This window comes from Methylobacterium sp. Gmos3 (genome assembly GCF_056430985.1).
Genome location: NZ_JBWJYL010000004.1, coordinates 183,348 through 201,904 on the forward strand (window position 1 = coordinate 183,348; position 18,557 = coordinate 201,904).

Here is an 18,557-nt window from a genome sequence, read left to right on the forward strand (position 1 = left end):
CTCACACCCCGTCATTGCGAGCGCAGCGAAGCAATCCAGGGAGCCGCACCATTCGGGCGCGTCGCGCTGCCCTGGATTGCTTCGCTAGGCTCGCAATGACGGACGAGCGTGGTGCTCCGGGTCGTTCTCCAAAAGAATGGGCTGGCCGTGGGGCGTCGCGTGGGCCGCGCGCAACCAAGCTTCGGCACGTGCCGCGACGCTCGCGCCGTCCGTGACGCCGCGCTCGGCGAGGAGGCGTTCCAGCGTCTCCAGCCAGCGGCCGTAATCGGCGGCCTGCTCGCCCTCCCCCTCGGGCCGGATCGTGCGGCCGAGCGCATCGGCCCATTCGCCCCAGGTGAACAGGCCCGCCTCCTGCAGCGAGACGACCAGGGCGAACACCTGCGCCTCCCACGGCGCGGAGAACGGCCCCTGCGGACGCAGCGCGCTCATGCCGGGTCGAAATAGGGTTCGAAGGCCGCGATGGTGACGCGCCCGCCGGGATCGGCCTGCGGCCCCCACAAGTCCGACGCCGCGAAGCCCACCGTGTAGAGCCAGACCGGGTTCTCGCCCTGTCCGTAGGCGTTGGTGTCGGGGAAGACGAAGGCGCCGTGGATCGCCTCGACCACTCCGCGCCGGCCCCGGATATAGCGCGGCAGGCGCGTGTGCCCGGCCGGGTTCATCACCTTCGCGATTACCTCGTCGCCGATGGCGAAACGCGCCGGCCCCTCGGGCGCCCGGTCGCTCGGGAAGCCCGCCCGGAAGCGCGGTTCGAGGATGTCGGCGGTGAGCACGCGGGCCACGGGCTTGGGCGGCTCGGCCACACGGCCGGTGGCGATCTCCTCCCGCGTGGCGAGGCCATTCGCGAGGATCTGTGCTTCCAGCGCTTCGAGCCAGATCTCGTAATAGCTCGACGCCAGATACTGCGCGGGCGGCAGCGATTCCCGCGTGGCGCGGCTTCCGTCGAGGTTCCACGCGCCCGTGAACCCCATCCCCATCGCCAGGGCGAAGACGCGCTTCTCCCATTCCGCATGGAAGACCGGCTCGTTCGGCTCCGGCCGCACCGGCCCGAAGCCGTGCGCGCCGCCCAGATCCTGCGCGCCGTTCATGGCCTGATCTCCGCGCCGGGCGAGAGCGGCAGGCCGGTGCCGATCATCGCGTCGCGGGTGACGAGGGCGGCGAGCGCCTCTTCCGAAAAACTATCCGTGCCGGCGGGCCGCATCGGCAGCACCATGAAGCGTGTCTCGGCGGTGGAATCCCACACGGTGATCCGCGTGGTCTCGGGGATGCCGACGCCGAAATCGCTCAACACGCCGCGCGGATCGATCACGGCGCGGGCGCGATAGGCCGGGGCCTTGTACCAGACGGGCGGCAGGCCGAGCACCGGCCAGGGGTAACAGGAGCAGAGGGTGCACACGACCATGTTGTGCACCTCGGGTGTGTTCGCGATCACGACCATATGCTCGCCGCCGCGCCCGCCGATGCCGAGTTCGGCGATGGCCGGCGTGGCGTCCTTCAGGAGCCGTTCGCGATAGGCGGCATCGGTCCAGGCGCGGGCGACGACGCGGGCGCCGAGATGGGGGCCGACCTTGGTCTCGTACATCTCGACCAGGGCATCGAGGGCGGCGGGCTGCACGTAGCCCTTCTCGACGAGCAGCGACTCCAGAGCCCGCACCCGCGCTTCGACGGGGGTGAGTTCGCTCCCGTGCGGGTGATCATGATCGTGATGATGGTCGTGCGTCATGCTGAGCCTCGCGCCACGAGGATGCACCCCCGGCTCGCGCGAAGCCACCCCGAAACGAATTCCTCCGGGTCGATCCGGCCAATCCGTTGCGGCGGCTGACCGGATCGGCTGTCAGATCGGTCCGGTGAAGCGCCGCGCCCGCGCGACGCTCCTCGCCGGGCGCGGCATCGTCAGAGATCCGGCTGGCGAAGGTGCCACTCGGTGGCGCGCTGGTAGGCTTGGCCGATGCGCAGAGCCATGGCCTCGTCGTAGCCTCGGCACGCGATCTGAAGGGACAGCGGCAACCCGCCGGCCGTGAAGCCCGAGGGAAGCGACAGGGCGCAGAGGTCGAGCAGGTTGCCGAAGCGGGTGAAGCGCGAGGGCACATGCCCCTCGTCCACCTCGGCCACGGGAATCGCCGCGCATTCGGTCGACGGTGTGAGCAGGGCGTCGATCCCGTTCATCGCCGCCGCGAATTGGGCCTTCATCGCCGTGCGGCGGCGCTGCGTGTGCAGGTAGGTCTGGGCCGAGACATGGGCGCCCGCCAGGATGCGCGCCCGCACCGCGTCGCCCAGCGGCGAGGCCGCATCCTCCGCGAGCGCCCCGTTCTCGAAATAGGCCTCCGCGTTGGTGATGTCGCTCATCGCCACGAAATCCGCGAACCGGAACGGGAGGGCGACGTCCACGATCTCGGCGCCCTCCCCCGCGAGGCAGGAGAGCGCGGAATCGTAGGCGGCCAGCATCTCCGGCGCGACGCCCTCGCGCTCGGCATCCGGCATCCGCGCGAGGCGCAGGCCCCGGACACCTCGGCCGAGCGTGGTCCAGGGCTCGGCCGGGACGATGCCCCTCGTCACCGGATCGAGGGGGTCCCGCCCCGAGATCGCTTCGTAGAGCAGGGCGACGTCCTCGACGGTGCGGGCCAGGGGGCCGGGCGTGTCGAGGGTCGCGGAGAGCGGCACGATCCCGTAGGTCGAGACCCGCCCCACGGTGACCTTGAGCCCGGTAAGGCCGCAGAACGAGGCCGGCAGGCGCACCGAACCGCCGGTATCGGTGCCGATGCCCCAAGGCGCGAGCCGCGCCGCGACCGCGACCCCCGTGCCGCTCGATGATCCTCCCGGCACGCGCTGCACCTGGAGGTCCCAGGGGTTCCAGGGCGTGCCGAGATGCGGGTTCGTGCCCCAGCCGCCATAGGCGAACTCGACCGTATGGGTCTTGCCCAGCACGATCATGCCCTGCGCAATCAGCCTGCGCGCCACGGTGGCCGTGCGCACGGCGCGGCGGGTCCGGTGGGCGGCCGAGCCGCCCATGGTGATCCGGCCGTCGAGGTCGATCAGGTCCTTCAGCACCACGGGGACGCCGTGGAGCGGGCCCACCGCGTGGCCTGAGCGGATCGCCCTGTCGGCGCCCTCGGCGGCCAGCCGGGCATCCTGCGCGAAGACCTCCGTGAAGGCCTGGAGCTTCGGCTCGAGCCGCGCGATCCGGCCGAGCATCGCCTCGACGCAATCGACCGGCGAGAGCTTCCGCGCGGCGATCTCGCGGGCGAGGACGGCGGCCGGAAGGGTGTGGAGTTCGGTCATGATGGGCTCCGACCGCTCACTGGACACTGACGCGGGTGAGATCGACGAACCAGGATTGCGGCGAGACGAAGCCCTTCACCGATTTCGACATGGCGCGCGGGTTCAGGTCGTGGACGATGTAGAGCCAGGGCGGATTGTCCACGAGGCGTTCGTGCGCGATCTGCGTCTGCGCGTCGATCACCTTCTGGTCCTTCGTCTCCGCGAGCGCCTTGAGCGCCGCGTCGAACCTGTCGTCCTTCCAGTTCGGGAAGTTGAAGCCGCCCGGCGGGAACCGGGACGAGGAGAAATACCGCTCCATCACCGCCGCGTCGGAAGACGGCGAGGAGACGTTCAGCGCGTTCGAACCCTGCAGGTTGCCCGAATCGGGCAGGAGCCGGCTCGCGTTGAGCAGCACCTGCCATTCGACCACGTTGAACGACACGTCCACATCGCAGGACTGCTTCAGGTTCTCCTGAAGGTACTCGTTCATCGGCATGGGCAGCATCTGGCCCGAGCCCGAGGACGAGACCATCACCTTCAGGGACAGGGGCTTGCTCGGCCCGTAGCCCGCCTCGGCCAGGAGTTTCTTGCCCCTGGCCGGGTTCGAGACGTAGCGGTTCTCCGGCTTGCCGAAATTCGGGTCCTTGTCGTTGAGCCACCCCGAGGCGGGCTCGGCGGTTCCGTTGAGCAGGGTGACGATCCCCTCGCGGTCGACGCAGTAATTCAGCGCCTGCCGCACGCGCACGTCCTTCAGCGGGCTGTTGGCGGCGGCGATGTTGAAGATCCACGGCCAGACATGCGGGTAGGAGCCCGTCGTGATGGTGAAGCCGGCCTGCTTGAGCGACGGGATCGCGTCCGGGGCCGGCACCTCGATCCAGTCGACCTGCCCCGAGCGCAGGGCGGCGACGCGGGCATTCGCCTCCGGGATCGGCATCAGGCGGATGCGGTCGACCTTCGCCATGCGGCCGGCATCCCAATAGTCGGGGTTGCGGGCGAGATCGACGGATTCGCGTGGGGAGACCTTCACGATCTTGAACGGGCCGGTGCCGGCGGCCGGCAGGGCGGGCACCTTGGTCCAGTCACGGCCCGCCTTCTCGAAGGATTGGGGCGAGGTGAACAGGAGGTACACGACCATGTACGGGAAGTACGAGGCGACCTGCGTGGTCGTGATCTGCACCGTCGCGTCGTCGATCTTGCGGTAGCTCGCGACCAGGGGCGCCCGCGCGCGGGAGATGCCCGCCGCCTGCGCCTCGAATTGCGGGCTGTCGTTCTTGAAGAAGCGGTCGAGGTTCCACACCACGGCGTTCGCATCGAAGGCCGTGCCGTCGTGGAACTTCACGCCCGGGCGCAGGTGGAAGGTCCAGACGCGCCCGTCGGCGGCGTCCTGCTCCCAGCTCTGGGCGAGGGCCGGCTTGATGCCCGACGGCCTGTCCGTCTGCGTGAGGTCCCACTGCGTGAGGCCCTCGAAGATCGGATAACCCATGAAGCGCATGCCCTCGAAGCCGTTGTTCGGCAGGCCGGTGGCGGTGGGCACGTCGGTGGCCGTCATGGCGATGCGCAGCACGCTCTCGGCCTGCGCGGGCGCGGCGAGGGCGAGGCTGGCGGTGAGCGCGAAGGCAGTCCGTCGAGGGAACATCGTGGGGTGTCCGGAAACCGTGGCTGACGCCGCGCCGGGGCAAGACCCGCGCCAGGAGGACCGATGACGCCGCAGGGCCATACGTGTTCAGGTTGCGTCGAAGGCCCCTTGCGCCGACGCCTCACCGTGCCACGATGAGTGGAATTGAAGCGTGCTGGGAGGATTGGCGTGGCTGAACCGACGAATGAGGCGGCGGCTGCGCCGATGAACGGCGCCGAAAGTCTGGTGCGCACCCTGGTGGCGGGTGGGGTGGAGGTCTGCTTCACCAATCCCGGTACGTCGGAAATGCACTTCGTCGCCGCCCTCGACCGGGTCGAGGGGATGCGCTGCGTGCTCTGCCTGTTCGAGGGCGGCGCCACGGGCGCGGCGGACGGCTATGCCCGCATGGCCGACAAGCCGGCCTCGACACTGCTGCATCTCGGCCCCGGCCTCGCGAACGGCCTCGCCAACCTGCACAATGCCCGTCGGGCGCGCTCGCCGCTCGTCAACATCGTCGGCGAGCACGCCACCTACCACCGGCAATACGATGCGCCGCTGACCTCGGACATCGAGGGGCTGGCCCGGCCGATGTCGGCCTGGGTGCGCACGGGGATGAGCGCCGGGGAGATCGGCCGCGACGGCGCCGACGCCATCGCCGCTGCCCGTACCGCGCCGGGGCAGGTCGCGACGCTGATCCTGCCCGCCAACACGGCTTGGGATCCCGGCACCGGCGTCGCCGCCGTGCCGCCGATCCCCGAGCGCGCCCGCGCCGAGGACGAGGCGATCCGCGAGGCGGCGAAGCTGCTCGCGAGCGGTGAGCCGGTGCTGCTCCACCTCGGCGACCAGGCGGTGCGCAAGGAGGGCCGGGTGATCGCCGACCGCATCGCCCGCAAGACCGGCGCGAAGCTGTTGGCCATGACCTCGAATTCCCGCATCGACCGGGGCGTCGGCACCGTGCCGATCGAGCGCCTGCCCTATCCGATCGATCAGGCCATCGACGCGTTGAAGGGCTTCCGCCACGTCATCCTGATCGGCGCGACCCAGCCGGTCGGCTTCTTCGCCTATCCCGGCAAGCCCAGCCTGCTGGCTCCCGAGGGCTGCACGACCCTGACGCTGGCGACGCCGGAGCAGGACCAGATCGACGCCCTCGAGCGGCTGGCCGAGGCGGTGAACGCGCCCGAGGGCGCCCTCCCCGATCTCGGACGCCGGCCGGAGATCCCCACCTCCGAGCGCCTGGAGCAGGACGCCATCGGCGCCGTCCTCGGCGCGCTGATCCCCGAGGGTGCGGTGATCTGCGACGAGTCGCTGACCACGGGGCGCAACTTCTTCGGGCTGACCAAGGCGAGCGCCCCGCATTCATGGCTGCAACTCAGCGGCGGCGCCATCGGCGTCGGCATCCCGATGGCGACCGGCGCCGCCATCGGTGCGCCGGGCCGCAAGGTCATCAACCTCCAGGCGGATGGCAGCGGCCTCTACACGGTCCAGGCGCTGTGGACGCAGGCCCGCGAGCGCCTCGACGTGGTGACCATCGTCTGGTCGAACCGCGCCTACGCGATCCTGCGCGGCGAACTCGCCAATGTCGGCGCGCACAATCCCGGGCCGAAGGCCATCGGGATGCTGAGCCTCGACGATCCCGCCATCGATTGGGTTTCGCTCGGGCGCGGCTTCGGCGTCGACGGGCGGCGGGTCGAGACCCTGCCGGAGTTCATCGACGCCCTGAAGCACGGTCTCGCGGAGAAGGGGCCGTACCTCATCGAGGTCGTATTGTGAGCCAATCCTTCGTCCTGTCCGGCCTCTCCGGGCCGGCGGAGATCCGGATCGACGCATCGGGCCTCGCCCATATCCGGGCGGGAAGCGCCCTCGACGCCTACCGCGTCCAGGGCTTCAACGCCGCCCGCGACCGGCTGTGGCAACTCGACCTGTGGCGCAAGCGCGGCCTCGGCTTGCTCGCGGCGGATTTCGGGCCGGGCTACCTCGCGCAGGACAGGGCCGCGCGCCTGTTCCTCTACCGGGGCGACATGGCCGCCGAATGGGCCGCCTACGGCCCGCAGGACACGAAAGCCATCGTCACGGCCTTCGTCGGCGGGCTCAACGCCTACATCGCCTTGACCGAGGCGCGGCCGGAGCGTCTGCCGCCCGAGTTCGGCCGGATGGGCACGCGCCCCGCCCGCTGGGCGCCGGAGGACGTGGTGCGCATCCGTAGCCACGGCCTCGTGCGCAACGTCCTCTCCGAGGTTGCCCGCGCGAAGGTGCTCGCCCTCGGCGGCGATCACGTTACCGACGACCTGCGCAAGCGCCTGTACCCGCCGCATGATCCCATCGTGCCGGACGGCCTCGACGCCTCGGACTGGCCCGACGACCTCCTCGACCTGTTCCGCCTCGCCACCGCGCAGGTGCAGTTCAGCCCCGCACGGTTGGACGCCAGCCGCGAGGAGGCCTGGGCGTGGTCGAAGGTCGATGCGCAGGGCACCGTCGGGCGGCAAAGCGCCCCGCCGCCGGAGCCGAGCGAGGGCTCGAACAACTGGGTCATCGGCCCCGGCCGCACCGCCACCGGGCGGCCGATCCTCGCGAGCGATCCGCACCGGATCTATCTGAACCCGTCGCTGCGTTACGCCGTCCACCTCACGGCCCCGGGCCTCGACGTGATCGGCGCGGGCGAGCCGGCGCTGCCCGGCATCTCCATCGGCCATAACGGCCACGCCGCCTTCAGCCTGACCATCGCGCCGATGGATCAGGAGGATCTGTTCGTCTGCGAGAAGCACGCGGACGATCCCGACCTGATCCGCCACGGCGAGGGCTGGGAGCGGATCGCGCGCGTCGATGAAGCGATCCCCGTGCGCGGCGGGCCGGACGAGATCGTCTCGCTCGCCTTCACCCGCCATCGGCCGGTGATCGCGGAGGATGCGCACCGCGCCTTCGCGCTGGCCACGGTGTGGTCCGCGCCGGGCTCGGCGGCCTATCTCGGCAGCCTCGCCTATCTCGACGCGAAGACCCCCGAGGCGTTCGGGCACGCCCTGCGGCACTGGTCGGCGCCATCGGTGAACCAGCTCTATGCCGACCGGGACGGGCGGATCGCGTGGTTCATGGCCGGCAAGGCGCCGCGCCGGCCGGGCCATGACGGTCTCCTGCCGGTGCCGGGCGACGGACGGTTCGACTGGGCGGGCTTCCTCGATGCGGACGAGTTGCCCCGCGCCATCGATCCCGCCGAGGGCTGGTTCGCCACCGCCAACGAGATGAACCTACCGCCGGGCTACCCGGCCGAAGACAAAAAGGTCGGCTTCGAGTGGCACGAGCCGTGGCGGGCCACGCGTCTGCGCGCGGTGCTGGGTTCGCAGGACAGGCACTCGCTGGCCGATTCGCAGGCGTTGCAGGCCGATGTCGTCTCGGAGCCGGCCCTGCGCATCGCGCGTGTCGCCTGCGCCGTCCCGGCCGGGAGCGCCGAGGCCCGCGCCGCGCAGGATCTGCTGCAGGGCTTCGACGGCCGGCTTGGCCCCAACAGCGCCGCCGCCGCCCTGGTGGAAGTGCTCTGGGTCCGCCATCTGCGGCCGGCGCTGATCGCGGAACTGGTGCCCGATGCGAAGGTCCGCGCGTTCATCCCACCTGGCGACACGGAGAGCCTGCTCTACCGGCTCGAAGCGATGGAGCGGCCCGGAGCGCTCCTCGAAACGACGCTCGCCGCCGCCTGGGCAACCTGTGGCAAGCTGATGGGCGCGGATGCCTCCACCTGGGCCTGGGGCCGCCTCCACCAAGCGTTGTTCGCCCATCCCCTATCGGCCCTCGGGGGGGACGAGGGATGGGATGTCGGGCCGTTTCCCCTCGGCGGCGCAGGCGCCTGCGTGATGCACGCCGAGTACCGCACGGATTCGTTCCGCGTCACCAACGGCGCCTCGTTCCGCATGGTGGTCGATGTTGGCGCCTGGGACGCGTCCGTCTTCGTGAACGTGCCCGGCCAATCCGGCGACCCGCGCGATCCCCATTACCGCGACCTCGGAGAGGTCTGGGCCCGGCAGGGCTACGCGCCGATGCCGTACTCGCCGGAGGCCGTCGCGGCGGCGACGCGGACGGTGATCCTCCTCACGCCGGAGGAAGGCGCGTGACTTGCTAGCGCAGCGACTGATCATGGTGAGGCGGCCCCCACGCACTCACCTCATCCTGAGGTGCCCGCGTCAGCGGGCCTCGAAGGAGGGGTCCAGCCTGCCGCGCGATCCCTGGAGTCCTCCTTCGAGGCGGCTGCGCCGCACCTCAGGATGAGGAGAAGATCTGGAGAAGGCTGGCTGAACCAACGCGTTCGGGTGCGGCTCTAGCGTGGCCGCGCTCGCAATGACGGGTCGAGGGTTTGACACCCTGCAAGAATGTTGACGAAGGATAAGTCTTGAAGATCTTCATTGCCGGGCTTGCGACCGAGACCAACACCTTTGCCCCGCTGCCGACCGGCCGCGCGGCGTTCCTGGCCGATTACTCCCGCCGCGACGGCACCCGGGCCCCGCCCTCCCTCAGCAATATCGGCCTGAAGGCGTGGCGCGAGATGGCCGAGGCCGACGGCCACGAGGTCGCCGAGAGCATCTCGACCTTCGCCCAGCCCGGCGGGATCACCCTGCGCGACGTCTATGAGGAGTTGCGCGATACCCTGCTCGATGACCTCCGCGCCGCGATGCCGGTCCAGGCCGTGATGCTCTTCATGCACGGGGCGATGGTGGCCGAGGGCTACGACGATTGCGAGGGCGACACGGTGGAGCGGGTCCGCGCCCTGGTCGGGCCGGACGTGACCATCGGCGTCGAGCTCGACCTGCATTGCCACCTCACGGAGACGCTGCGCCGCAAGGCCGACGTGGTGGTGATCTATAAGGAATATCCCCACACCGACATCGTGGACCGCGCCCGCGACCTCTATCCTCTGGTCGTCGGCACCGTCGAGAAGCGCATCCGCACGGTCATGGCCTATGCCGATTGCCGGATGGTCAGCATGTGGAAGACCACCCGCGAGCCCATCGCCGGCTTCGTGCGCCGGATGCTCGACCTGGAGGGCCGCGACGGCATCCTCTCGGTCTCCTTCGGACACGGCTTTCCTTACGCCGATGTGGCCGATGTCGGGGCGAAGATGCTCGTTGTGGCCGATGGTGACATGGCGAAGGCCCAGAAGCTGGCCGACCAACTCGCCGCCGAGATCTGGGCGATGCGGGTGGAAGCCTCGACCGCCTTCGACAGCATCGACGCCGCCATCGATGCGGCGCTGGCCTCCGACGATCCCCGGCCGATGGTGCTGGCCGACACCGCCGACAATGCGGGCGCCGGCGCCCCCTCAGACAACACGGCGATCCTCGCCCGGCTCGTCGCCCGCCGCGTGAAGGGCGCGGCGCTCGGCATGATCTGGGACCCCGGCGCGGTCGGCATCTGTCACGAGGCGGGGCTCGGCGCGACCTTCGCCCTGCGGGTCGGCGGCAAGTGCGGCGTCACCTCCGGCGATCCGGTGGACCTGCGCGTCACCGTGCGCGGCCTCTCGGACGATCACAGCCAGGGCGGGTTGAGCGGCGGGCGGGCCAATCTCGGCCCCGCCGCCTGGGTGGAAGCGGACGGCATCCACCTCGTGCTCACCCACAAGCGCCAGCAGCCCTTCGCACCCGACGCGTTCACCGGGCTGGGCCTGACCCTCGATGACAAGCGCATCGTGGTCGTGAAATCGATGCAGCACTTCTATGCCGGCTTCGTCCCCATCGCTTCCACCGTGCGCTACGTCGCGGCGCCGGGCGCGGTGCCGCCCGATTACGGGGCGATTCCCTACACCAAGCGCGACCCGAATTTCTGGCCGCGCGTGGACGATCCCTTCGCCGGCCCGGCCCCGGAGGCTGCCCGATGAATCGCGACCCTCATTTCGACACCCATGCCCTTCTCGCGCAATTGCGCGCCTGGGTGGAATGCGAGAGCCCGACCTACGACGCGGGTGCGGTCAACCGCATGATGGCACTGGCCGCCCGCGACCTCGCGCTGATCGGCGCGCAGGTCGAGACCATCCCCGGCCGGATGGGCCTCGGCGATTGCGTGCGGGCCCGCTTCCCGCATCCGCGGCGCGACGAGAAGGGCATCCTCCTCCTCGGCCATCTCGATACGGTCCATCCCATGGGTACGCTCTCGCGCCTGCCGTGGCGGATCGAGGGCGACCGTGCCTACGGGCCGGGCATCCTCGATATGAAGGGCGGCAACGTCATCGCGGTCGCCGCGCTCCGCGCCCTGATCGCCGCCGGGGCGCAAACGCCCCTGCCGGTGACGGTGCTGTTCACCAGCGACGAGGAGATCGGCAGCCCAGCAACCCGCGACCTGATCGAGGCCGAGGCGTCGCGGCATTCCTACGTGCTCGTGCCGGAGCCCGGCCAGCCCGGCGACGGGGTGGTGACGGGCCGCTACGCCATCGCCCGGTTCGACTTGGAGGCGGTCGGTCGGCCGAGCCACGCCGGTTCGTCACCGGGCGAGGGGCGGTCCGCCATCCGCGCCATGGCCCGCAAGGTGCTCGCCATCGATGCGCTGACGGATGCCGATTGCACCGTCTCGACGGGCATCGTCTCGGGCGGCCAATGGGTGAATTGCGTGCCCACCCATTGCCGGGGGCAGGCGCTGAGCATGGCCAAGCGCCAAGCCGACCTCGACCGGGTGGTCGAGCGGATGCTCGCCCTCTCCGGCGAGGAGGACGGCGTGCGCTTCACCGTCAGCCGGGGCGTCACCCGGCCGGTCTGGGAGCCGGATGCCGGGACGCTCGCCCTCTACGCCATGGCGAGGGACCTCGCGGCCGAGGCCGGTGTGGTGCTCACCCATTGCAGCGCGGGCGGCGGCTCGGACGGCAATTTCACCGGAGCCATGGGCATTCCGACGCTCGACGGGCTCGGCGTGCTCGGCCACGGCTTCCACACCCTGGAGGAGCACGTCCTCATCGACTCCCTGCCGAGCCGGGCGGCGCTCTTCGCGGGGCTACTGATGCGCCTCGGCGCCTGAGGCTCAGGCGCCCGCCGGGTCCACCGGCATCGGCGGGACGCCTCCGGCCTCGATGGCCTCGCCCGCCGCGAGGCAGAGATCCTCCCGGAACCGGCCGGCGACCACCTGCACGCCGACCGGACTCCGCCCGACGAGGCCGGTCGTGACCGTGAGGGCGGGAATGCCGAGCGGCGCCAGGGCGACCTGAAGCAACTGCGCCTCGAAGGCGCGGGCGATGCCCTCCGGCGTCCGGTCGAGCCCGTCCGGGAACGGCAATTCGCCTGAGACGGGCACGAGCAGTACCGGGTTCTCGGCCAGGAATACCGACCATTGCCGCATGAGGGTCGCCCGGCGGGTCAGCGCCTGGGTGATCGCGTCCGGCCCCAGAGCCTCGGCCCTCGGGCGGAAAGCCTCGAGCAGGCCGATCGCCGCCGGATCGCCCTCTCGCTCGGCCGCCGCGCGGACGGCGGCGAAGCCGTCTCCGAGCCAGAGGGTCAGCTGAATGTCGTTCGCTTCGCGGATCGGCGGCGTGTCCGCGATCTCCTCGACCTGCCAGCCGGCGGCTTCGAGGCGCCGGGCGGCGTCGTGCAACGCCGCCTCGACCTCCGGCACGATGGCGAGGCCGCCAGGGCGCAGGCACAGGGCGACCCGTCGCGGCACGGGCGGGCCTTCGAGGGGCGCCGGCACCCACCAGGGATCGCGCGGATCCGGCGCGGCCATAGCGGCGAGGCCGAGGCGGATATCGCCGATGCTGCGTGCGAGCGGACCCGAGACCGCCATGAGCTGCGGGCCGATCCCGCGCTCGGGCGAGGAGGCGTTCCACGCCGGGATGCGGCCGAAGCTCGGGCGCAGGCCGTGGACTCCGCAGGCATAGGCCGGGTAGCGCACCGAGCCGGCGATGTCGGTGCCGTGGGCGATGGCGCCGATGCCCGCCGCCACGGCGGAGCCCGCCCCGCCGGAGGAACCGCCCGGCGTCAGGCCGGGATCGTGCGGGTTCTTGGTCTCGCCGTGCAGGCTGTTGGTGGTGAACCAGCGCAGCGAGAAGGCCGGCGTGTTGGTGCGCCCGAGCAGTACGGCCCCCGCCCGCCGGAGGTTGGCGACGACGGGGCTGTCATCCTTCGCCACGAGGTCCTTCTGGAGGCGAAGGCCGTTGGTGGTGGGAAAGCCGCGCTGGTCGGCGTTGACCTTGGTCGTCACCGGCAGCCCGGCGAGCGGCCCCAGCTTTTCGCCCCGGGCGCGGGCGGCATCCACCGCATCCGCCTCGGCCAGGACCTCCTCCGGCCGGTGATCCACCACGGCGTTCAGCGCCCCGTTCACCGCTGCGAGACGGTCCAGCGCGTCGGAGGCGACCTCGCGGGCCGATAGGTCGCCGGCTCGGATGCGGCTTGCGAGTTCCGTCGCGGACAGGCGCCAGAATTGCATGAATGAACCTCGATGTTCCGCGACTTGGCTGATTCGTATCGTCGTTGAACCGGCTAAATTGAGCTGGCGCTCACTTATACAAAATGCATCGACGCTGCCGATAATTTGGGCAGATGCTGGATTGCGTGTTTGTACAACAAGTTCCCGCGCTGCACATTCGCGGCCATCCGTACTTCACCACGGGACGGCCTTGCGTCCAAGCGGCTCTTGCCTAACCTCGCTCGTCTGATGCGCGTCCGACTCGGGTGCCGGCCCAGAACGGGTGCGGTGCCTCATGAACCCCTGCGGCAGCTTTCTCCAGCAAGAGGCAGGTTTCCATGTCCGAAGCCATTCGCGTCAAGCCGACCCACGACGGCACCTACACGGTCTATCGCGGCAATCTGGCCCTGGTGAGCGGGCTCACCCGCGCCCAGGCCGAACGCTACGAGGCCAGCATCACCCGGATGCAGGCCCCGGTCCTCGCCAGCGCCGGCTGAGCCTCACATCGAAAGGTCCGCGCTCGGCCCCAGATCGAGGGGGCCGAGATCGGCCATCGTTCCGGCGGCGTCGAGGCCACGCCGCCGGGCCGCGATGGCGTAGCCGTCGTTGGCCCGCTCGATGTCGAACAGCATGTAGCCGGCCCGTCGCGCCGGCAGCGCGCCGTGCCCGTCCGGCAGGGCGGAGGCGGAGGGCACGCCCACCACCGGGACCATCCGCCCGCCCGGCCCTGCGATGCGGGCGAGGCTCGCGATGTGGTTGTGGCCGTGCAGGATCAGGTCCGCGCCGACCCGCCCGATCATCGCCGTGAAGGCGGCGGCGTCCTTCAATTCGCGCCCCGGCGAGGCACCGCCCGGATGGGGCGGATGGTGGATCATCACCACCCGGCAGGGCCGCCCCGGCTCGGTGGCCAGCGCCCGCAGCAGCGTTTCCGCCGCCGCGAGTTGCGGCGGGCCGAGGCGCCCGCTCGCCACGAAGGGCTTCGTCGGAATGGCGCTCGACAGGCCGATCAGCGCCAGGGGACCCCGCCGCCTGAGATAGGGGAAATGGGCCTGTGTGCCTGAATCGTCCGCCGTGTAGGCACCGCAGGCGTCGAGTAGCCCCTCCAGCGAACCGCGCACATAGGCGTCGTGGTTGCCGGGCACGAGGCTCACATCCTCGGGTGGCCCGAGCGCCTCCATGAACGCGCGGGCCGTAGCCCATTCGCTCGGCAGGCCGATGTTGCAGAGGTCGCCGGTGCAGGCGATGTGCCCGGCACCCTGCGCCCGCAGATCCGTCACGAGGAGCGAGAGAATCGCCATGTCGTGGCTGCGCGAGCGGCCCCGGCGCCAATTGGCGTAGCCGGTGGCGCGCTTGCCGAACAGCTGGCTGAGGCGCGGGCGGCCCAGGGGGCCGACATGCGGGTCGCTGAGATGCGCGAGGCGGAAGATCAAGGCGAGGGGGCGCTCCGGACTTCGCCCCCGGCATCGCGGCGGCGGGCGCCGCCGTCAAGCGCTGCCGATCACGATCCCGGTGATGAGGACGAGCACGCCCCCGAGCATCACCTGCAGCGCCGCCCGCCAGAACGGCGTGGCCATGTAGCGGGTGCGGATGCCCGCGATCACCGCCAGCTCGATCACCACCACCGCCACCGCGAGGCTTGTGGCGAGCGTGAAGGCGTTGGGCCAGCCCGGCGGCAGGGTATCCGGGATCGCGTAAGGCAGCGTGTGGCCGAGGCCGCCGATGGTGGTCATCACACCGCAGACGAGACCGCGCACCAGCGGGCTGCCCCGCCCGGTCACGCTGCCGTCGTCCGACAGGGCTTCCGTGAAGCCCATGCTGATTCCCGCCCCGACCGAGGCCGCGAGCCCCACGAGGAAGGTCGACCAATTGTGCCCGGTCGCGAAGGCGGCGGCGAAGATCGGCGCCAGCGTCGAGACCGAGCCGTCGATCAGCCCCGCGAGGCCGGGCTGGACATAGCGCAGCACGAGGTCCCGCCGCGCTTCGGCCAGGGTTGCCGCCGCCTCTTCCATCACCATCGCCATCACGACCCCCTTTCTGGAACTGTTCCAATCTACAATTTGGAATAGCTCAAAACAATGGTGTGACACGTCTTTGTGAGGCCTGTGCGCAGGGTCTCTTTGGTCGTCGCCGGGGCGGACTTTGTGCGCGGGCGGCTTGAACCCGTCCGCCTCGCGGGTCTATGCCGCCGGGCCTGACACGCGGGCCGTGATGAGTTTCTTCAAGCGCCTTCTTCGACAGCCGCTCGTGAAGCGGGCGCTCGGACGCCTCGCCGCCGGCTACCTGCGCCTCGTCCGCGCCACGAACCGCTTCACCATGGAGACGGGCTCGCGGCCGTCCGGCGATCAGGCCGCCGCCCATGCGTGGCTCGATGCGCAACTGCCCGCCATCTTCGGCATGTGGCACGGCCAGCATATCCAGATGCCGCTGATGATGCGGGCGACCGACCGGGTCGCGACGATCATCTCCCGCAACCCGGATGGCGACATCAACACCATCGCCCTCGAATGCCTTGGCGTGCGGGTGATGCGCGCGTCCGGCGCCCGTGGCCGGCGCCGGGCGGCGGATGCCCGTGCCAAGGGCGGCGCGGAGGGGCTTCGTGCCATGCTCAAGGCCCTGAAGGCCGGGGAATGCGTCGCCTTCAGCGCCGATGTGCCGAAGGTGACCCGGCGCTGCGACGCCGGCATCCTCACCCTCGCGCGATTCTCGGGACGTCCCATCGTCCCCTCGGCGGTGGTGATGAGCCGCCATATCCGCTTCGGATCCTGGGATCGCGCCTGCCTCGCCCTGCCCTTCGGCCGAGCCGCCATCGTGCTCGGCGATCCGGTCTACGTGCCGCGCGAATGCGAAGGCGAGGAGTTCGAGCGCCTGCGCCGGCACGTCGAGGCGGAGATGGACCGGGTCCACGCTCGCGCCTACGCGATGGTCGGGCGTCATGACCGCGCGGCCTACTACGGCGAGAGTGCCGGCCCTGTCGCAGGCCTGCCGGAGGTCGCCGCGTGAGACGGCCCCCGCTGACGCTTCCCCTGCGGCTCTACCGGACCGGCCTGCGCATCGGCGAACCGGCGGTGGCCGGTCTGCTCGCGTGGCGCGCCCGTCGCGGCAAGGAGGATCCCCGCCGCCTCGGCGAGCGGCGTGGCCTGCCGGGCCGCGCCCGTCCCGTCGGCCCGCTGGTGTGGATGCACGGGGCGAGCGTCGGCGAGGTGCTGTCCCTCGTCGCCCTGGTGGAGGGCATGATCGCCCGCCGCTACTCGGTGCTCGTCACCACCGGCACCCGGACCGCCGCCGACCTGATCGGCGCGCGCCTGCCCCCCGGCGCGGTGCATCAATACGTGCCCCTCGATGCGCCCCGCTGGATCGAGCGCTTCCTGGAACATTGGCAGCCCGACATCGCCGTGGTGGCCGAATCGGAGATCTGGCCGAACACCATCGTCGCCCTCGACGAGCGCGACATTCCGCTGATCCTCGTGAACGGGCGGATGTCCGAGCGCTCCTTCCGCGGCTGGGAGCGCTCGAAGCGGACGGCGGCGGCGTTGCTGTCGCGCATCGCCATCTGCCTCGCGCAGACGGAGGAGGATGCGTCTCGCTTCGCCAAGCTTGGTGCCCCGCGCGTCGCGATTGCGGGGAACCTGAAGTTCGACGCGCCGGTCCCGCCCGTGGACCCGCAGCAATTGAACTACCTCCGCCCGATGCTGGCCGGGCGTCCGGTCTGGCTGGCGGCGAGCACGCATCACGGCGAGGAGGCGGCCATCGCCCACGCCCATGCCGAGCTGAAGGGCCGCTTCCCGAACCTGCTGACGGTGCTGGCCCCGCGCCATCCCGGACGGGGCGCCGAGGCCGCCGCCTGCGCCGCCGCCGCCGGCCTGCGAAACACCCGGCGCTCGGCGGGGGGGCGACCGCATCCGAGCGTCGATCTCTACGTGGCCGACACGATCGGCGAACTCGGCCTCTTCTACCGGCTGAGCCCCCTCGTCTTCGTTGGCGGCTCGCTGGTGCCGCGCGGCGGCCAGAACCCGATCGAGCCGGTCCGCCTCGATGCGGCGGTGCTGCACGGGCCGCATACGGGCAATTTCACGCAGGTCTACGATGCCCTCGACCGGGCCGGCGGCGCGGCCCTCGTCGCCAACGGGGCCGAACTCGCGGATTCCGTCGGTCGGCTGCTCGGCGATCCCACCCGCCTCGCGCAGATGGCCGAGGCGGGACACGTCGCCCTGCAACCGTTCGAGGGCGCGGTGGCACGGACCCTCGCGGTGCTCGACCCGTTCGTCGCTCAGATGAAGCTGCAGGGCCTGAACCCGGCCGCGCGCGGCCGGGCCTAATGCGCCCGCCCGGCTTCTGGCAGGCCGGGCCGGGCCACCCGATGGCGCGGCTGCTGGCGCCGCTGGGCGCCCTCTACGGTGCGGCCGGTGCCCGCCGCATGGACCGGCGCGGCGCGCGCGCGCCCTGCCCCGTGATCTGTCTCGGCAACTTCACCCTGGGCGGCGCCGGCAAGACCCCCTCGGCGCTCGCCGTGGCGGCGCTCCTGCGAGAATTGGGCGAGAGACCCGTCTTCCTCAGCCGGGGCTATGGCGGGCGCCTCGCCGGCCCCGTTCGGGTCGAACCCGCGTCGCACGGCGCCGCCGATGTCGGCGACGAACCGCTTCTCCTCGCCTGCGCCGGGCCCACGATCATCGCCCGCGACCGCCGCGCCGGGGCCGCCCTGTGCCGGAGCCTGGGGGCAACCGTCATCGTGATGGATGACGGCTTGCAGAATCCGAGCCTCGTGAAGGACCTCTCCTTCGCCGTCATCGATGCCGCCGCCGGGATCGGCAACGGACGCGCTTTCCCCGCCGGCCCCCTGCGCGTGCCGCTGGAGCGGCAATGGCCGCATGTCGGCGGGGTGATCCTCGTCGGTGAGGGAGCGGCGGGCGAAGCCGTTGCCGCGCAGGCTGGGGCGCGGGGGCTGCCCGTCCATCGCGCGCAATTGACGCCGCAGCGGACGGACCTCGCGGGCCGGCGCTGGCTTGCCTTTGCGGGAATCGGGCGGCCGGAAAAATTCTTCGCGACGCTGCGCGAGCAGGGCGCGGTGCTCGCCGCCACCCGCGCCTTCCCGGACCATCATCCCTATCGCGAGAGCGACTGGACGGTCCTAAGCGCGGAGGCCGACCGCCTCGGAGCCCGGCTCATCACCACCGAGAAGGATGCGGTGCGCCTGCCCCCGGCTGTGCTGGAGTCGGTGTCCGTTCTGCCCGTCCTGCTCACGTTCGAGCAGCCGGATTCCCTGCGCCAGCAGGTGGCTCAGGCCCTGGCTTCGGCAGCGAATCACCGTTGAAGTTGCGCCTCGATTTTC

The 18,557-nt window shown here is 71.1% G+C and carries 16 protein-coding genes; 8 read left to right on the forward strand and 8 right to left on the reverse strand.

Going from position 1 to position 18,557, the window contains the following annotated elements:
• Positions 1-84 precede the first annotated feature (84 nt).
• The 5 genes from ACS5Q7_RS09785 to ACS5Q7_RS09805 all read right to left on the reverse strand — a co-directional run bounded on the left by ACS5Q7_RS09785 (position 85) and on the right by ACS5Q7_RS09805 (position 4,891).
• Entirely contained in the window at positions 85-429 is a 345-nt protein-coding gene (locus ACS5Q7_RS09785) for a nitrile hydratase accessory protein (protein ID WP_478339135.1), read from the reverse strand.
• Positions 426-1,085, reverse strand: a complete 660-nt coding sequence (gene nthB, locus ACS5Q7_RS09790) for a nitrile hydratase subunit beta (RefSeq protein ID WP_478339136.1) — start codon at positions 1,083-1,085, stop codon at positions 426-428. Before nthB ends, ACS5Q7_RS09785 begins: the two co-directional genes overlap by 4 nt.
• On the reverse strand, positions 1,082-1,720 hold the full coding sequence (gene nthA, locus ACS5Q7_RS09795; RefSeq protein ID WP_478339137.1) for a nitrile hydratase subunit alpha: 639 nt from the start codon (positions 1,718-1,720) through the stop codon (positions 1,082-1,084). Before nthA ends, nthB begins: the two co-directional genes overlap by 4 nt.
• A 170-nt stretch (positions 1,721-1,890) precedes the next feature.
• Complete coding sequence (locus tag ACS5Q7_RS09800; protein ID WP_478339138.1) at positions 1,891-3,276, reverse strand: amidase; 1,386 nt, start codon at positions 3,274-3,276, stop codon at positions 1,891-1,893.
• 16 nt (positions 3,277-3,292) lie between these two features.
• Positions 3,293-4,891, reverse strand: coding sequence for an ABC transporter substrate-binding protein (locus tag ACS5Q7_RS09805; protein ID WP_478339139.1), 1,599 nt, complete (start codon positions 4,889-4,891; stop codon positions 3,293-3,295).
• Positions 4,892-5,095: 204 nt separating this feature from the next.
• Between ACS5Q7_RS09805 and ACS5Q7_RS09810 the strand changes: the two genes are divergently transcribed.
• From ACS5Q7_RS09810 to ACS5Q7_RS09825, 4 genes are all read left to right on the forward strand, one after another.
• The gene (locus tag ACS5Q7_RS09810; RefSeq protein WP_478339391.1) at positions 5,096-6,640 is read left to right on the forward strand and encodes an acetolactate synthase large subunit; all 1,545 of its coding nucleotides are present in this window, start codon (positions 5,096-5,098) and stop codon (positions 6,638-6,640) included.
• Positions 6,634-8,967, forward strand: a complete 2,334-nt coding sequence (locus ACS5Q7_RS09815; protein ID WP_478339392.1) for a penicillin acylase family protein — start codon at positions 6,634-6,636, stop codon at positions 8,965-8,967. The genes ACS5Q7_RS09810 and ACS5Q7_RS09815 overlap by 7 nt, the downstream gene beginning before the upstream one ends.
• A 275-nt stretch (positions 8,968-9,242) precedes the next feature.
• Entirely contained in the window at positions 9,243-10,724 is a 1,482-nt protein-coding gene (locus ACS5Q7_RS09820) for a M81 family metallopeptidase (protein WP_478339140.1), read from the forward strand.
• Positions 10,721-11,851, forward strand: coding sequence for a M20/M25/M40 family metallo-hydrolase (locus tag ACS5Q7_RS09825; RefSeq protein WP_478339141.1), 1,131 nt, complete (start codon positions 10,721-10,723; stop codon positions 11,849-11,851). The genes ACS5Q7_RS09820 and ACS5Q7_RS09825 overlap by 4 nt, the downstream gene beginning before the upstream one ends.
• Before the next feature lie 3 nt (positions 11,852-11,854).
• On the opposite strand, the gene ACS5Q7_RS09830 is transcribed toward ACS5Q7_RS09825, so the two are convergent.
• A complete protein-coding gene (locus tag ACS5Q7_RS09830; protein ID WP_478339142.1) occupies positions 11,855-13,252 on the reverse strand; it encodes an amidase family protein in 1,398 nt (465 codons plus the stop codon).
• Between the two features lie 317 nt (positions 13,253-13,569).
• Between ACS5Q7_RS09830 and ACS5Q7_RS09835 the strand changes: the two genes are divergently transcribed.
• Complete coding sequence (locus ACS5Q7_RS09835; protein WP_243954067.1) at positions 13,570-13,728, forward strand: hypothetical protein; 159 nt, start codon at positions 13,570-13,572, stop codon at positions 13,726-13,728.
• 3 nt (positions 13,729-13,731) lie between these two features.
• Here the strand turns inward: ACS5Q7_RS09835 and ACS5Q7_RS09840 are convergent, their stop codons facing one another.
• Together ACS5Q7_RS09840 and ACS5Q7_RS09845 are read right to left on the reverse strand one after the other, a co-directional pair.
• Positions 13,732-14,658 (reverse strand): metallophosphoesterase family protein, encoded by a 927-nt coding sequence (locus tag ACS5Q7_RS09840; RefSeq protein ID WP_478339393.1) that lies wholly within the window; start codon positions 14,656-14,658, stop codon positions 13,732-13,734.
• Between the two features lie 57 nt (positions 14,659-14,715).
• On the reverse strand, positions 14,716-15,252 hold the full coding sequence (locus tag ACS5Q7_RS09845) for a VIT1/CCC1 transporter family protein (RefSeq protein WP_478339143.1): 537 nt from the start codon (positions 15,250-15,252) through the stop codon (positions 14,716-14,718).
• A 187-nt stretch (positions 15,253-15,439) separates the two neighbouring features.
• Between ACS5Q7_RS09845 and ACS5Q7_RS09850 the strand changes: the two genes are divergently transcribed.
• The 3 genes from ACS5Q7_RS09850 to lpxK are packed head-to-tail and all read left to right on the forward strand — an operon-like array spanning position 15,440 to position 18,539.
• Entirely contained in the window at positions 15,440-16,231 is a 792-nt protein-coding gene (locus tag ACS5Q7_RS09850; RefSeq protein ID WP_478339144.1) for a lysophospholipid acyltransferase family protein, read from the forward strand.
• Positions 16,228-17,547, forward strand: a complete 1,320-nt coding sequence (locus ACS5Q7_RS09855; RefSeq protein ID WP_478339145.1) for a 3-deoxy-D-manno-octulosonic acid transferase — start codon at positions 16,228-16,230, stop codon at positions 17,545-17,547. The genes ACS5Q7_RS09850 and ACS5Q7_RS09855 overlap by 4 nt, the downstream gene beginning before the upstream one ends.
• A complete protein-coding gene (gene lpxK, locus ACS5Q7_RS09860) occupies positions 17,547-18,539 on the forward strand; it encodes a tetraacyldisaccharide 4'-kinase (RefSeq protein ID WP_478339146.1) in 993 nt (330 codons plus the stop codon). The genes ACS5Q7_RS09855 and lpxK overlap by 1 nt, the downstream gene beginning before the upstream one ends.
• Positions 18,540-18,557: the final 18 nt, after the last annotated feature.

What these genes read in the sequence shown, in the direction of transcription:
- ACS5Q7_RS09785 (WP_478339135.1), bottom strand. Translation starts at nt 429, where the DNA reads ATGAGCGCGCTGCGTCCGCAGGGGCCGTTCTCCGCGCCGTGGGAGGCG.
- nthB (WP_478339136.1), bottom strand. Translation starts at nt 1,085, where the DNA reads ATGAACGGCGCGCAGGATCTGGGCGGCGCGCACGGCTTCGGGCCGGTG.
- nthA (WP_478339137.1), bottom strand. Translation starts at nt 1,720, where the DNA reads ATGACGCACGACCATCATCACGATCATGATCACCCGCACGGGAGCGAA.
- ACS5Q7_RS09800 (WP_478339138.1), bottom strand. Translation starts at nt 3,276, where the DNA reads ATGACCGAACTCCACACCCTTCCGGCCGCCGTCCTCGCCCGCGAGATC.
- ACS5Q7_RS09805 (WP_478339139.1), bottom strand. Translation starts at nt 4,891, where the DNA reads ATGTTCCCTCGACGGACTGCCTTCGCGCTCACCGCCAGCCTCGCCCTC.
- ACS5Q7_RS09810 (WP_478339391.1), top strand. Translation starts at nt 5,096, where the DNA reads ATGAACGGCGCCGAAAGTCTGGTGCGCACCCTGGTGGCGGGTGGGGTG.
- ACS5Q7_RS09825 (WP_478339141.1), top strand. Translation starts at nt 10,721, where the DNA reads ATGAATCGCGACCCTCATTTCGACACCCATGCCCTTCTCGCGCAATTG.
- ACS5Q7_RS09830 (WP_478339142.1), bottom strand. Translation starts at nt 13,252, where the DNA reads ATGCAATTCTGGCGCCTGTCCGCGACGGAACTCGCAAGCCGCATCCGA.
- ACS5Q7_RS09835 (WP_243954067.1), top strand. Translation starts at nt 13,570, where the DNA reads ATGTCCGAAGCCATTCGCGTCAAGCCGACCCACGACGGCACCTACACG.
- ACS5Q7_RS09845 (WP_478339143.1), bottom strand. Translation starts at nt 15,252, where the DNA reads ATGGCGATGGTGATGGAAGAGGCGGCGGCAACCCTGGCCGAAGCGCGG.
- ACS5Q7_RS09850 (WP_478339144.1), top strand. Translation starts at nt 15,440, where the DNA reads ATGAGTTTCTTCAAGCGCCTTCTTCGACAGCCGCTCGTGAAGCGGGCG.
- lpxK (WP_478339146.1), top strand. Translation starts at nt 17,547, where the DNA reads ATGCGCCCGCCCGGCTTCTGGCAGGCCGGGCCGGGCCACCCGATGGCG.